Annotated in this window: 12 protein-coding genes; 10 read left to right on the forward strand and 2 right to left on the reverse strand. The window is 71.5% G+C overall.

The window, feature by feature from the left end:
* The first annotated feature begins 117 nt into the window (after positions 1-117).
* The 9 genes from H8N03_RS24560 (at position 118) to H8N03_RS24600 (ending at position 11,543) form a co-directional block, all read left to right on the forward strand.
* A complete protein-coding gene (locus tag H8N03_RS24560; protein ID WP_354005174.1) occupies positions 118-2,781 on the forward strand; it encodes a helix-turn-helix transcriptional regulator in 2,664 nt (887 codons plus the stop codon).
* A gap of 139 nt (positions 2,782-2,920) precedes the next feature.
* Positions 2,921-3,769 (forward strand): TauD/TfdA dioxygenase family protein, encoded by an 849-nt coding sequence (locus H8N03_RS24565; protein WP_187078965.1) that lies wholly within the window; start codon positions 2,921-2,923, stop codon positions 3,767-3,769.
* 151 nt (positions 3,770-3,920) lie between these two features.
* Entirely contained in the window at positions 3,921-4,979 is a 1,059-nt protein-coding gene (locus H8N03_RS24570; protein WP_187078882.1) for a beta-keto acid cleavage family enzyme, read from the forward strand.
* A 1-nt stretch (position 4,980) separates the two neighbouring features.
* Entirely contained in the window at positions 4,981-5,565 is a 585-nt protein-coding gene (locus H8N03_RS24575; protein WP_187078883.1) for an RBBP9/YdeN family alpha/beta hydrolase, read from the forward strand.
* A gap of 29 nt (positions 5,566-5,594) precedes the next feature.
* A complete protein-coding gene (locus H8N03_RS24580; RefSeq protein WP_187078884.1) occupies positions 5,595-6,566 on the forward strand; it encodes a quinone oxidoreductase family protein in 972 nt (323 codons plus the stop codon).
* Positions 6,563-7,879, forward strand: coding sequence for an MFS transporter (locus tag H8N03_RS24585; RefSeq protein ID WP_187078885.1), 1,317 nt, complete (start codon positions 6,563-6,565; stop codon positions 7,877-7,879). Before H8N03_RS24580 ends, H8N03_RS24585 begins: the two co-directional genes overlap by 4 nt.
* 16 nt (positions 7,880-7,895) lie before the next feature.
* Positions 7,896-9,524, forward strand: coding sequence for a 3-(methylthio)propionyl-CoA ligase (locus H8N03_RS24590; RefSeq protein ID WP_187078886.1), 1,629 nt, complete (start codon positions 7,896-7,898; stop codon positions 9,522-9,524).
* Position 9,525: 1 nt separating this feature from the next.
* On the forward strand, positions 9,526-10,539 hold the full coding sequence (locus H8N03_RS24595; RefSeq protein ID WP_187078887.1) for a YeiH family protein: 1,014 nt from the start codon (positions 9,526-9,528) through the stop codon (positions 10,537-10,539).
* A gap of 23 nt (positions 10,540-10,562) precedes the next feature.
* Positions 10,563-11,543 carry a Bug family tripartite tricarboxylate transporter substrate binding protein gene (locus H8N03_RS24600; protein ID WP_187078888.1) on the forward strand — a complete coding sequence of 327 codons (981 nt, stop codon included), beginning with the start codon at positions 10,563-10,565 and terminating at the stop codon, positions 11,541-11,543.
* 12 nt (positions 11,544-11,555) lie between these two features.
* On the opposite strand, the gene H8N03_RS24605 is transcribed toward H8N03_RS24600, so the two are convergent.
* Both H8N03_RS24605 and H8N03_RS24610 read right to left on the reverse strand, forming a co-directional pair.
* Positions 11,556-11,918 carry a hypothetical protein gene (locus H8N03_RS24605; RefSeq protein ID WP_187078889.1) on the reverse strand — a complete coding sequence of 121 codons (363 nt, stop codon included), beginning with the start codon at positions 11,916-11,918 and terminating at the stop codon, positions 11,556-11,558.
* Between the two features lie 73 nt (positions 11,919-11,991).
* Positions 11,992-12,327: a hypothetical protein gene (locus tag H8N03_RS24610; RefSeq protein ID WP_187078890.1), complete on the reverse strand. Its 336-nt coding sequence runs from the start codon at positions 12,325-12,327 to the stop codon at positions 11,992-11,994.
* Positions 12,328-12,447: 120 nt separating this feature from the next.
* Between H8N03_RS24610 and H8N03_RS24615 the strand changes: the two genes are divergently transcribed.
* Positions 12,448-13,347, forward strand: a complete 900-nt coding sequence (locus H8N03_RS24615) for a dienelactone hydrolase family protein (protein ID WP_187078891.1) — start codon at positions 12,448-12,450, stop codon at positions 13,345-13,347.
* Positions 13,348-13,353: the final 6 nt, after the last annotated feature.

Here is a 13,353-nt window from a genome sequence, read left to right on the forward strand (position 1 = left end):
GGGTCCCATCAGGACGGACCTCAGGTTAGGAGCCGGGCGGGCCCAAAGGCCACCTCGCGCCGGGGGGGCTGCGCGCTACCATTCGTATTCATCCGGCATTCCGAACGCTTCCCGCCCGTGTCCCCGCCCGCCGCCGCCGCCGCCACCGACCTCCTGCTGAAGGTCACGCCCCCGCGCGTGCCCCGCGACGCGCTCGCGCGCGCGGCGCTCTCCGGCAGCCAGCGGGCGCTGGGAGAGCAGCCGGTGGTGCTGGTGCAGGCACCCGCGGGTTTCGGCAAGACCCTGCTGCTCGCGCAGTGGCGGCGCGAGCACCTCTCGCGCGGCGCCGCGGTCGCCTGGCTGCTGGCGCAGCCGGAGGACGACCCCGCGCGCTTCGTGCAGGCGCTGGCGCTGGCCGTGCGCGTGGGCGCGGGCCGTCCCACCTTCGGCCACGCGCTGCTGCAGGCCGGCGGCCCCACCGGCCTCGAAGGCGTGACCACCTGGCTGGCGGAGGTGGCGCAAGGCGCGCTGAACCTGGTGCTGGTGGTGGACGAGGCCGACCGCCTGCCCCCCGCCACGCGCGAGGCGCTCGCCTACCTCCTGCGCAACGCGCCGCCCAACCTGCGCTGCATCGTGGCCGCCCGGTCCGACTGCCAGCTGGAACTCGAGGACCTGGTCGCCTACGGCCAGTGCGTGGTCATAGGCACGGCCCAGCTGCGCTTCACGCTGGACGAGACCCTCCAGCTGGTGCGAAACCGCTTCGGGCAGGCCATGGACCCGGACGCTGCCGCCCGCCTGCACGAGATGGCCGAGGGCTGGCCCCTCGGCCTGCAGCTCGCGCTGTCCGTCGCGGGGCCCGGCGCGCGTCCCGAGCTGCCCCAGCCCGGACTGCACGGCGGCGCGCTGCGCTCGCAGCTGCTCGACTACCTGCTGGGCAACCTCGATCCCGCGGACCTCGACTTCCTCGCGCGCATCTCGGTGGCGGACCCGCTGCATCCCGGCCTGTGCGAGGTGCTGGTGCCCGGCGCGGGCTCCCGCACGCGGCTGGAGCGCCTGCTGCGCGACACGCCGGTGTTCGTCGCCTCCGAGCAGTCGGACTGGGTGCGGCTGCACTCGCTGGCGCGCGAGGCGCTGCGCGAACGGCTGCAGGCCGCGGCGCCGGACGACGTGCGCGCGCTGCACGCCCGCGCGGCGGAGTGGCTGGCGCGGCAGGGCCTGCTGGACGCCGCCGCCGGGCATGCGCTCGCCTCCGGGCAGGAGCAGCTGGCCTACGAACTCGCCGAGCGCAGCCTCTATGAGCTGATGGTGGCGCAGGGCCGCCAGACGGCCGTCCTCGAGTGGGTGCGGCAGTTGCCGCCCGGCGAGCTGGAGCGCCGTCCGCGGCTGCTGCTGGCCGCGGCATGGTCGCTCGCGATCAGCGAGCGGCACGAGGAAGCCGGCCGCCTGGTCGCGCGCCTGCTCGAACAGCCCGACGCGGACGAGGGGCTGCGCTGGGAATGCGCGCTCATCCTCGGCGGCGCGGCCATGTTCGCGGACGACCCGGACCGCTTCGTCGCGCTGCACGAGCCGTGGCCCGAGGCGCCGCCCCGCGCCGACACGCGCCTGCGCCAGATCCACGCCAACCGGCTCGCCATGCGCGCGCTGCTGCAGGGCGAGCCGGCGCTGGCGCGCCTGCGCCAGCAGCAGGGGCCGCGCAGCGAAGGCACTTCGTCCGAGCACCTCAATCGCTGGGGCGACCTCATCATCTCCCTCAGCTACCTCTGGGAAGGCCAGGTCAAGCTGGCCGAGCAGCTGCTGCGCCCCGCGCTGGCGGGCATGGACGGCAACCTCGGGCGGCGCGCCCCGCTCGCCTGCGACCTCGCGGCGTTGCTCGCGGCCGCGCTGTGGGAGCGCGACCAGCCCGAGGAAGCGCAGGCCCTGCTCGCCAACCGGCTCGACGTGCTGGAGCGTTGCGGCCTGGCGGACTGCGTGATGCTCGGCTACCGCGCGCTCGCCCGCATGGCGGTGGCGAGCGACAACGAGCCCCGCGCCCTCGAACTGCTGGGCGCCCTCGACGCCGTGGGCATCGCCCGCCGCCTGCCCCGCCTGCGCATCGCCAGCCTGTCGGAGCAGGTGCGCGTGCACGCGCGCCGCTACCGCAGCGAAACCTGCCGCGACCTGTGCCGGCAGCTCGATGCCTTGCTCGCGGAGCCCGGGCTGCCGCAAGGGCCGCTCTGGCGCCGCACGGTCGACGGCATGCGGCGGCTCGCGCAGGCCTATGCGGCCATCTCCGCCCAGGACTGGCGCGGCGCCGTGCAGCCGCTCGCCGAAGCGGAAGCCCTCGCGCTGCAGTCGCGCCAGGGACGCGTGCGCATCGAGGCGCTCGGCCTGCGCGCGTGGGTCCTGGACCGCTGCGGCGAGAAGGCGCAGCCCCTGGTGCGGGAGGCCATGGGCCTGGCCGAGGCCTGCGGCCTGCAGCGCGTGTTCTCCGACGCCCACCCGGGGCTCGCCGACTGGCTGCGCAATTCCTCCGCGGCGGCGCCCGTGCGTGCGTCCTCTCCCGCGGCGCCGCCCCCGGCCCGGTCCGCCATCCAGCCGCGCGCCACGGCGAGCATGGTGCTCACGCCCAAGGAGCGCGAGGTGCTGGAGCTGCTCGCCCGCAGCCTCTCCAACAAGGAGATCGGGCTGGCCATGCAGGTGGGCGAGGAAACGATCAAGTGGCACATGAAGAACCTGTTCGCGAAGCTGGACGCCGGCACGCGGAAACAGGTGGTTTCACGGGCCCGCATCCTGGGCCTGCTCGCGGACACCGCCACCCCCTGACCCCCTCGGCGAGGGGGGCACCGGAAAGGCCCTCGCTCCCTACTCTTGGCGCATCCCGAAAGGAGAAGCCAAGATGCTCACCGCCCAGGAGACAAGCCGCGCCGCGGCCCCTGCCGTCCTATCCGCCGTTTCCCGCTCGATCCGCGTCGAGCCGCTCACCTGCGCCATCGGCGCCGAGCTCGGCAACGTGAACCTCGGGGTCGCCTCGCGCGACGCCGACCTCGTCGCCGAGATCCGCGCCCTGCTGCTGAAGCACAAGGTCCTGTTCTTCCGCGACCAGGACATCACCCGCGCCGAACACGTCGCCTTCGCGCGCCACTTCGGCGAGCTGGAGGACCACCCGGTCGCCGGCAGCGACCCGGAGAACCCCGGCCTCGTGCGCATCTACAAGTCGCCCGAGCAGCCGAACGACCGCTACGAGAACGCGTGGCACACCGACGCGACCTGGCGCGAGAAGCCGCCCTTCGGCTGCGTGCTGCGCTGCGTGGAGTGCCCGCCGGTGGGCGGCGACACGATGTGGGCGAACATGGTGCTGGCGTACGAGAAGCTGCCGCAGGGCGTGAAGGACCGGATCGCCGGCCTGCGCGCGCGCCACAGCATCGAGGCGAGCTTCGGCGCCGCCATGCCGGTGGAAAAGCGGCTGGCGCTGCACGCGCAGTTCCCGGACGCCGAGCACCCGGTGGTGCGCACGCACCCGGAGACGGGCGAGAAGATCCTCTTCGTCAACGCCTTCACGACGCACTTCACCAACTTCCACACCGCGGAGAACGTGCGCTACGGCCAGGACTACACGCACGGCGGCTCGGACCTGCTGCGCTACCTCGTCTCGCAGGCGCAGATCCCCGAGTACCAGGTCCGCTTCCGCTGGAAGCCGAACAGCATGGCCATGTGGGACAACCGTTCGACGCAGCACTACGCCGTCATGGACTACCCGCCCTGCCATCGAAAGATGGAACGCGCCGGAATCATCGGCGACAGCACGGAATGACCCACCCCCGAAGCGCCTGCGGCGCCTCCCCCTCAAGGGGGCGCCACCAGCGGCCCGGCAAAGCCGGTTCCGCGGTGGCACTGGGATCGGCCCAGCGCACACGTGTGTCGCAGCCACTGAAACGTATCGCTCACATCAACCAGGACTCGCCATGAACTTCCTCGACGGCTCCCTCTTCCCAGAGAACCAGGACAAGCTGGTCATCACCGCCGCGCCCTACGGGCCCGAGTGGATCCCCTCCGACTTCCCGGAGGACATCCCCGTGTCCATGGAAGCGCAGGTGCAGAAGGCGGTGGACTGCTACAACGCCGGCGCCACGGTGCTGCACCTGCACGTGCGCGAGCTGGACGGCAAGGGGTCCAAGCGCCTGTCCAAGTTCAACGAGCTGATCGCCGGCGTGCGCAAGGCCGTGCCGGACATGATCATCCAGGTGGGCGGCTCGATCTCCTTCGCGCCGGAGACCGATGGCGCCGCGGCCAAGTGGCTGTCGGACGACACGCGCCACATGCTCGCGGAGCTGGACCCGAAGCCGGACCAGGTCACCGTGACGGTGAACACCTCCATGATGAACGTGGTGGAGCAGATGGACGTGGAGGACATCGCCGGCACCTCGCTCGCGCAGCCGGAGAACTTCCGCGCGTACTCGAACATGGTCGTGCCCTCCACGCCCGAGTTCTTCGAGGAGCACGTGCGCCGCCTGACCAAGGCGGGCATCCAGAGCGCCTTCCAGTTCTACAACATCAACAGCTTCGAGACGGTCGAGCGCCTGATGCGCCGCGGCATCTACAAGGGCCCGCTGGTGTGCAACTGGGTGGCGATCGGCGGCGGCATGGACCAGCCCACGATCTACAGCCTGGCCAACTTCCTGCGCGCGATCCCCGACGGCACCATGCTGACGGTGGAGACGAGCATGCGCAACGTGCTGCCGATCAACATGATGGGCATCGCGATGGGCCTGCACGTGCGCTGCGGCATCGAGGACAACCTCTGGAACCAGTCGCGCACGGAGAAGATGTCCACCGTGAAGCAGATCGAGCAGCTGGTGCGCATCTCGCGCGAGTTCGGCCGCGAGATCGCCACCGGCAAGGAAGCGCGCAGGATCTGCAAGATCGGCACCTTCTACGAGACGGTGGAAGAGAGCCTGGCCGCCAACGGCTTCGCGCCGAATGCCCGCGGCCGCCAGCAGGGCTACCTCCGCAAGGCCGCCTGACATGGCCCCCGCCCAGGACCTGCCGACGGTCCTCATCGTCCCCGGGCTGCGCGACCACGTCGCGCAGCACTGGCAGACCCTGCTCGCGGGGCAGCTCGCGAAGGTGGTCACCGTGCCGCCCATGGGCCGCGAGGACCTGGACTGCGCCGCGCGCGTGGAGGCGATCGAGCGCGCCGCGCAGCAGGTGCAAGGGCCGCTGATCGTGGTCGCGCACAGCGGCGGCTGCATCATGGTGGCCCACTGGGCGCAGCGCACGAGGCGCAGCGTGCAAGGCGCGCTGCTCGCCACGCCGCCGGACTTCGAGGCACCCATGCCCGAGGGCTATCCGGCCATCGCGGCACTGCGCGAGGGAGGCTGGCTGCCGGTGCCCCGCACGCTGCTGCCCTTCCGCAGCATCGTGGCCGCCAGCCGCAACGACCCGCTCGGCAGCTGGTCGCGCGTGGCGACGCTCGCCCGCGACTGGGGCAGCGAACTCGTCGACCTCGGCCCCGTCGGCCACCTGAATCCCGCGTCCGGCCACGGCCCCTGGCCGCTCGCCCACGCCTTCATCGAAAAGCTCGCGCAACGCGACACCGTCCGCGCCTGACGCGGGCACCACCACAGGAGAGACAAGTCATGGCCAAGGCCATCCGCTTCCACGAAACCGGCGGTCCCGAGGTGCTGCGCCTCGAGGACGTCAACGTCGGCGAGCCCGGCCCGGGCCAGGCGCGCGTGCGCCACAGCCACGTGGCGGTGAATTTCATCGACACCTACTTCCGCACCGGCCGCTACCCGCTCGCGCTGCCGAACGGCCTGGGCTCCGACGCCGTCGGCGTGGTGGAAGCCGTCGGCGCGGGCGTCACGGACATCCAGCCCGGCGACCGCGTCGGCTACCTGCTCGGCCCGCAAGGCGCCTATTCGGACGTGCGCGTGATGCCGGCCGACGTGCTGATCCCGCTGCCGGACGGCGTGGCCGACACCACGGCCGCCACCCTGATGATGAAAGGCATGACGGCGCAGTACCTGTTCCGCCAGGTGTTCCCGCTCAAGGGTGGCGAGACCATCCTGTACCACGCGGCCGCGGGCGGCGTCGGCCTGATCGCCTGCCAGTGGGCGAAGGCGCTGGGCGTGCGCATGATCGGCACCGTCAGCACCGACGAGAAGGCGGCGATCGCCAAGGCGAACGGCTGCGCGGAAGTGATCGTCACCTCGCGCGAGGACATCGCCAGGCGCGTGCGCGAACTCACCGACGGCAAGGGCGTGCCCGTGGTCTACGACTCCGTGGGCAAGGACACGCTGATGGCCTCGCTCGACAGCCTGCAGCCGCGCGGCACGCTGGTGAGCAACGGCACCAGCTCCGGCCCGGTGGTCATCGACACCACGCTGCTCGCCGTGAAGGGCTCGATCTGGGTCACCCGCCCCGCGATGATCCACTACGCCACGCCCCGCTCGCACATGCTCGCGATGGCGAAGGAACTGTTCGACCTGGTGCTCGCGGGCAAGATCCGGAGCGAGCCGAGCCGCACCTACGCGCTCGCGGACGCCGCCGACGCCCACCGCGCCCTCGAGTCGCGCCAGACCACCGGCGCCACCGTGCTCGTGCCATGAGCATCCAGCTCACCGCCCTCGAAGCCCGCCCCGTCCCGGCGGACTCGTACCTGTTCGGGCCCCGCGCCGCGTGGTTCGCCTATGCCATGACGCTGGGCCTCATGATCATGGACTACGTCGACCGCCAGGTCATCGTGTCCCTGTTCCCGCACATGAAGGCCGAATGGGGCCTCAGCGACACGCAGCTGGGGACGCTGGTCTCCATCGTGTCCGTCACCGTCGCCCTGGGCGCGCTGCCCGTCGCGCTGTTCGCCGACCGCGCGAGCCGCGTCAAGAGCATCGTGACGATGGCCGTCGTGTGGAGCCTCGCCAGCATCTCCTGCATGTTCACGCGCAACTACGGCCAGCTGCTCGCCGCCCGCGGCGCGGTGGGCCTGGGCGAGGCCGGCTACGGCTCCGTGGGCGCGGCGCTGATCGCCAGCCACTTCCCCGCGCGCCTGCGCGGTGCGCTGATGGCCGGCTTCTTCGCGTCCGCCTCGGTCGGCTCGGTGCTCGGCGTGATGCTCGGCGGCCTGATCGCCGCGCGCTGGGGCTGGCAGGCCGCCTTCGGCGTCGTCGGCGTGCCGGGGCTCGTGCTCGCGCTGCTGTACATGCGCGTCCGCGACTACCGCACGGTGGCGCTCACGCCCGCACTCGATACCGCCACCCGCTCCGTCGGCGGCGTGCTGCGCCGCGTGGTGCACGCGCTCTCCCGCTCGCCCACGATGCTGTTCGTCTGCGCCGGCGGCGCCGCGCAGCTGATCGTGGTCTCGGCGATGTGGTCCTGGCTGCCCAGCTTCCTGAACCGCGTGCACGGCGTCGCGCCCGAGCACGCCGGCATGAAGGCCGCCGTGATCGTGCTGTGCGGCGCCGCCGGCAGCGTCGCCTGGGGCGCGCTCGTCGACCGCGCCGGCGCGCGCCGCCCGCGCAACAAGCTGTACGCGCTCGCCGCGCTGTGCGTTCTCTCCATGCTGGTGCTGGCGCTGACCTTCGGGGCGCAGGCCGCCGGCTGGACGATGGACCCGTCGCTGCAGCTCGGCCTGATCGCCGCCGGCAGCTTCGTCGCCACCTGCACGGTGGGCCCCGTCTCGGCCATCGTGATCGACGTGATCCACCCCGGCGTGCGCGCCACCGGCTCCTCGGTGCTGGCGCTGTTCCAGAACCTGTTCGGCCTGGCGCTCGGCCCCGTGGTCGCCGGCGCGCTGTCGGACCGCCTCGGCCTCGGCCCGGCGCTCGCCCTCACGCCCCTCTTCGCCATCGCCGCCGCCGCCTTCTTCCTGCGCGCGGCCGGTACCTACGAAGCCGACGCGGCCCGTGCCGCCGAGGCGCCCTGAACCCCAAGGACAGACCATGAACGGCTCCATGATGCAGCAGCCGCTGCTGATCTCCTCCCTCCTCACCCACGCCGAGCGCCACCACGGCGACCAGCAGGTCGTCTCGCGCCGCGTCGAGGGCGACATCCACCGCTACACCTACCGCGAGCTCGCGGCCCGTGCCCGCAAGATGGCCAACGCCGTCGCGACACTGGGCGTGAAGTTCGGCGACCGCGTGGCCACGCTGGCCTGGAACGGCTACCGCCACATGGAGCTGTACTACGCGGTGTCCGGCTCCGGCGCCGTGCTGCACACGCTCAACCCGCGCCTGCACCCCGACCAGGTGACCTGGATCGCCGACCACGCGGAAGACCAGGTGCTGTTCTTCGACCTGAGCTTCCTGCCGCTGATCGAGGCGGTGGCCGGCCGCGTGAAGACGATCAAGGCCTTCGTGGCGATGACGGACCGTTCGCGCATGCCCGCCAGCACCAGCATCCGCAACCTGCTGTGCTACGAGGACCTGGTGGATGCGCAGTCCGACATCTTCGAGTGGCCGACGTTCGACGAGAACACCGCCAGCTCGCTCTGCTACACGTCGGGCACGACGGGCAACCCCAAGGGCGCGCTCTACAGCCACCGCTCCACCATCCTGCACACGTACGCGAGCGCCCTGCCCGACGCGCTGAACTGGTCTGCCCGCGACACGATCCTGCCGGTGGTGCCCATGTTCCACGTCAACGCCTGGGGCCTGCCCTATGCCGCGTGCATGGTCGGCGCGAAGCTGGTGTTCCCCGGCCCCTTCCTGGACGGCAAGAGCCTGTACGAGCTGTTCGAGTCCGAGGGCGTGACCGTGTCCGCCGGCGTGCCCACCGTGTGGCAGGGCCTGCTCGCGCACGTGGAAGCGAGCAACCTGAAGTTCCGCACGATGCGTCGCACGATCATCGGCGGCTCGGCTTGCCCGCCGGCGATGATGGAAGCGTTCGAGAACCGCTACCACGTGCAGGTGCTGCACGCCTGGGGCATGACGGAGCTGAGCCCGCTGGGCACGGCCTGCGTGCTCAAGGCCCACCAGCTCGCGCTGTCGCCGGCGCAGCGCCTCGCCGTGCAGGCCAAGCAGGGCCGCGCGGTGTACGGCGTGGACATGAAGATCGTCGACGACGATGGCCGCGAACTGCCGCGCGACGGCAAGGCGTCCGGCGAGCTGCTGGTGCGCGGCCCCTGGGTGATCCGGGAGTACTTCAAGGGCGAAGGCGGCGACCCGCTGGTGAACGGCTGGTTCCCCACGGGGGACGTGGCGACCATCGACGCCGACGGCTTCATGCAGATCACCGACCGCAGCAAGGACGTGATCAAGTCCGGCGGCGAGTGGATCGGTTCCATCGACCTGGAGAACATCGCGATGGCGCACCCCGCCGTGGCGATGGCCGCCTGCATCGCCGCCAAGCACCCGAAGTGGGACGAGCGCCCGCTGCTGGTGGTGGTCAAGAAGCCCGGCGCCGAGGTGAACCGCATCGACCTGATCAAGTTCTACGAGGGCAAGATCGCCAAGTGGTGGACGCCGGACGACGTCGTCTTCGTCGACAGCATCCCGCTGGGCGCGACCGGCAAGATGCAGAAGAACAAGCTGCGCGAGCAGTTCCAGGCGTACAAGCTTCCTTCGGCCTGACATGGAACTCGCCGCCCGCCTCTCGTTCGGCTCGGCGCGGGCGCGCACCCTCGCGCCCGGCATGCTCGCCTGCGGCGTCGTGGGCGCCGCCGCGGCCTTCCTGTCGGAGCATTACGGCGCGCCCGTGATGCTGTTCGCCCTGCTGCTCGGCATGGCGATGAACTTCCTCTCCGCCGACGGCCCGTGCCGCCCCGGCATCGAGTTCACGGCCAAGCAGGTGCTGCGCATCGGCATCGCGCTGCTGGGGCTGCGCATCACGATCGCGCAGGTCGCCGCGCTCGGCTGGGGCCCGGTCGGCCTCGTGATCGCGTGCGTGGTGCTGACGATCGTCGTCTCCGTGTTCGCGGCGAAGGCGCTCGGCTTCCAGGCCATCTTCGGCATGCTCACCGGCGGGGCGACCGCGATCTGCGGCGCGTCGGCGGCGCTGGCGCTGTCGGCGGCGCTGCCCGCGCATCCGCAGAAGGACAAGGCGACGCTGTTCACGGTGATCGGCGTGTCCGCCCTCTCCACCCTCGCCATGGTGCTGTATCCGATGGTCGTGCAATGGATCGGGTATGCGCCGCCGCAGGCGGGCAAGTTCCTCGGCGCGACCATCCACGACGTCGCGCAGGTCGTCGGCGCCGGCTACAGCATCTCGCCGGAAGCGGGCGACGTGGCCACGCTGGTGAAGCTGATGCGCGTGGCCATGCTGCTGCCCGTCATCCTGGTCGCGGCCATGATCACCCGCCGCAGCGGCGCCACCGAAGGCGGCGAGCGGCCGCCGCTGCTGCCCTGGTTCGCCGTCGCGTTCGCGCTGCTGGTGGCCGTCAACAGCACGGGCTGGATCCCGCATGCGGTGCAGTCCGCCGGGAACGACTTCTCCCGCTGGTGCCTCGTGGCCTCGATCGCCGGCATCGGCATGAAGACCCACCTGAAGGAACTCGCGACCGTGGGCTTCAAGCCCGTGGCGCTGATGGTGGGAGAGACCCTGTTCCTCGCGTTGCTCGCGCTGGCGCTCTTGCGCTGGCTGCCCTGAACCTCCACCATCCTCCGAACCCCATGAACCGCTGGTCCCTGCAGCGGCGACAGCTGCTCGCCGCCTCCCTCTTCTCCCTCGCCTCCTGCGGCGCCTTCGCCCAGGCCTGGCCCGCGAAGCCCCTGCGCCTCGTCGTCGCCGGGCCCGCCGGCGGCAACGCCGACCTGGTGGCGCGGCTCGTCGCCGAGCCGCTGGCCCGCGAACTGGGCCAGCCCGTGGTGGTGGACAACAAGCCGGGCGGCGCCGGTGCCATCGCCATCGGCGAGGTGCTGCAGGCGCCGCGCGACGGCTACACGCTGCTGGTGGGCGTGAACTCGCTCGTGAGCGAGATCCCGCACATCGTCAAGCTGCGCTGGGACGTCGCGAAGGAGATCAAGCCGCTGGCCGAACTGGGCCGCGGCGGGCTGGTGCTCGTGGGGCATCCCTCGGTGCCCGCGAAGAACGTGCCCGAGCTGGTCGCCTACGCGAAGGCGAATCCCGGCAAGCTGAACTACGCCTCGTACAGCCCCGGCACGCTGTCGCACGTGCTGGGCCTGCAGCTGAACCAGGCCGCCGGCATCCAGCTCACGCACGTCGGCTACAAGGGCTCCGCACCCGCGCTGGCCGACGTGATGGGCAACCACGTGCCGCTGATGTTCGACGGCCTGGGCAGCTCGCTGCCGCTGATCAAGTCCGGCAAGGTCAAGGCCTTCGCAGTGAGCGCGCCCAGGCGGGTGCCGCAACTGCCGGACGTGCCGACCTTCCACGAACTCGGCTACCCGCAGCTCGACGCCCTGGCGTGGATGGGCCTGTGGTCCACGCCGGACGTGCCCGCGCCCGTGCAGGCGCGGGTGCGCGAGGCGGCGCTGAAGGTGCTGGCGAATGCGGACGTGCGTGCGCGCATGCTGGACACGGGCCTGGAGGCGGGCCTGCCACGCACGCCGGAGGAGATGGCCAAGGGATTGAAGACCGACTACGACCGCGTGGGCGGCGTGCTGCAGTCCATCGGCTTCAAGCCCGAATAGGGTCCTCCGCGCTCAGGACGCGCCGTCTTCCTCGCAGGGCAGCAGCCACTGCACGCGGGCGCGCAGCTGCTGGGTGGCGAGGGCATGGCGCCGGCGCTCGGGGGCCAGCTGGCCCGCGTCCACCGCGTCGCCGGCATTCAGCAGGGCCCGGATCAGGTCGGCATGCGCGATCAGTACCTCGGCCCACGCGGCGTGCAGTCCCGCAAGCGCGCCGCCGAGGTCGCGGATCTGGTTCATCTGCCGGTTGACCTCGACGTAGTGCTTCGCGTCCGGCCAGTGCGTCACCATGCGGCCCACCTCCTGCTCGTACGATTCGAGCAGCGCGAGCAGCTGTTGCGCGATGGCGCGCAGCGCGGGGGCGTTGGAGGCGGACATGGGGTGACTTCAACGCGACGATAGCCGTGTCCACCCGCGGACGCAACGGCTCGCCGCACGGGGAGCGGCAAGCTCAACGGGCGCGCGCCGCCTCCAGGAATGCGCCGAAGCGGGAGTCCGGCGCCTGCGCCAGGGGGCCGACCACGCAGGCCTGCAGGGCCTCCGCGATGGGGCCGCCCGCCTGCTCGCAGCGCACGACGAGCTCCGCGAAACGCCGCAGCTGCCGGTCCGGAAACGTGTCGGCATTGCGTTCGAAATACAAGGCGAATTCGCGCAGCAGCGAAGCGTAGGTCGGTCCGGCATCCTCCAGCACCGACTCGCCCCAGGCGCCGAAGTCGCGCGGCAGCCCGGGGAACACCGCGGCGAGCGCGTCCTTGAGTTCGGCGGACGTGGCCGGCAACTTCTTCATGCGGCCAGTCTACGAAGGCTCGCCGCGCGGCGCTACCTCCGGACGGTGCATCGGCGTCGCCTGCAAGCCACGCCGCCTTCGGCTACGCTGCGCGCTTTCCACCGCCCAGGAGTGTTGCCCATGCCGCCGCGCCTCACCGCCCAGGATTTCGACCAGGAGCTGCTGATCCTCTTCGACGCCTACGTGCACGGCAACCTCGACCGGCGCGGCTTCCTCGACAAGGCGCAGCGCTTTGCCAAGGCCGGCGTCACGGCGGCGGGCCTGCTTGCATCGCTGAGCCCCAACTTCGCGGCGGGCCAGCAGGTGAAGCCGGACGACGGCCGGCTGCAGACCGGGCACGTCACCATCCCTTCGCCGCAAGGCAACGGGCAGGTCCGCGGCTACCTCGCGCGTCCTGCTTCGGCCGGCACGCGCAAGCTGCCGGCGATCCTCGTCATCCACGAGAACCGCGGGCTCAACCCGCACATCGAGGACATCACGCGGCGGCTGGCGCTGGACGGATTCATGGCTTTCGCGCCCGATGCGCTCACGCCGCTGGGCGGCTATCCCGGTGACGAAGACAAGGCCCGCGAGAACTTCGCGAAGCTGGACCAGGCGAAGACGCGCGAGGACTTCCTCGCCGCCGCGGCGTGGCTGGATGCGCGCGCCGACAGCACGGGCAAGCTCGGTGCCGTGGGCTTCTGCTATGGCGGCGGCATCGTGCACTGGCTGGCCACGCGCCTCGCGAACCTGGACGCCGGCGTGCCCTTCTACGGCAACTCTCCCGCGCCGGAAGAGGCCGCGAAGGTGAAGGCGCCGCTGCTGGTGCACCTGGCCGGCACGGATGAACGCATCAATGCGGCGTGGCCCGCCTACGAGGCGGCACTGAAGGCCGCGGGCGCGAAGTACACGATGCTGCAGTACCCGGGCACGCAGCACGGCTTCAACAACGACACGACGCCGCGGTATGACGCGGCGGCGGCAAAGATGGCCTGGGAGAGGACGGTCGCGTTCTTCCGGAGCAATCTCGGGGTCGCTTGAAAGCTC

Origin of the sequence: Ramlibacter cellulosilyticus (assembly GCF_014297465.1) — a bacterium.
GTDB lineage: Bacteria > Pseudomonadota > Gammaproteobacteria > Burkholderiales > Burkholderiaceae_C > Ramlibacter > Ramlibacter cellulosilyticus.

What these genes read in the sequence shown, in the direction of transcription:
- H8N03_RS24570 (WP_187078882.1), top strand. Translation starts at nt 3,921, where the DNA reads ATGAACTTCCTCGACGGCTCCCTCTTCCCAGAGAACCAGGACAAGCTG.
- H8N03_RS24575 (WP_187078883.1), top strand. Translation starts at nt 4,981, where the DNA reads ATGGCCCCCGCCCAGGACCTGCCGACGGTCCTCATCGTCCCCGGGCTG.
- H8N03_RS24580 (WP_187078884.1), top strand. Translation starts at nt 5,595, where the DNA reads ATGGCCAAGGCCATCCGCTTCCACGAAACCGGCGGTCCCGAGGTGCTG.
- H8N03_RS24585 (WP_187078885.1), top strand. Translation starts at nt 6,563, where the DNA reads ATGAGCATCCAGCTCACCGCCCTCGAAGCCCGCCCCGTCCCGGCGGAC.
- H8N03_RS24590 (WP_187078886.1), top strand. Translation starts at nt 7,896, where the DNA reads ATGAACGGCTCCATGATGCAGCAGCCGCTGCTGATCTCCTCCCTCCTC.
- H8N03_RS24595 (WP_187078887.1), top strand. Translation starts at nt 9,526, where the DNA reads ATGGAACTCGCCGCCCGCCTCTCGTTCGGCTCGGCGCGGGCGCGCACC.
- H8N03_RS24600 (WP_187078888.1), top strand. Translation starts at nt 10,563, where the DNA reads ATGAACCGCTGGTCCCTGCAGCGGCGACAGCTGCTCGCCGCCTCCCTC.
- H8N03_RS24605 (WP_187078889.1), bottom strand. Translation starts at nt 11,918, where the DNA reads ATGTCCGCCTCCAACGCCCCCGCGCTGCGCGCCATCGCGCAACAGCTG.
- H8N03_RS24610 (WP_187078890.1), bottom strand. Translation starts at nt 12,327, where the DNA reads ATGAAGAAGTTGCCGGCCACGTCCGCCGAACTCAAGGACGCGCTCGCC.
- H8N03_RS24615 (WP_187078891.1), top strand. Translation starts at nt 12,448, where the DNA reads ATGCCGCCGCGCCTCACCGCCCAGGATTTCGACCAGGAGCTGCTGATC.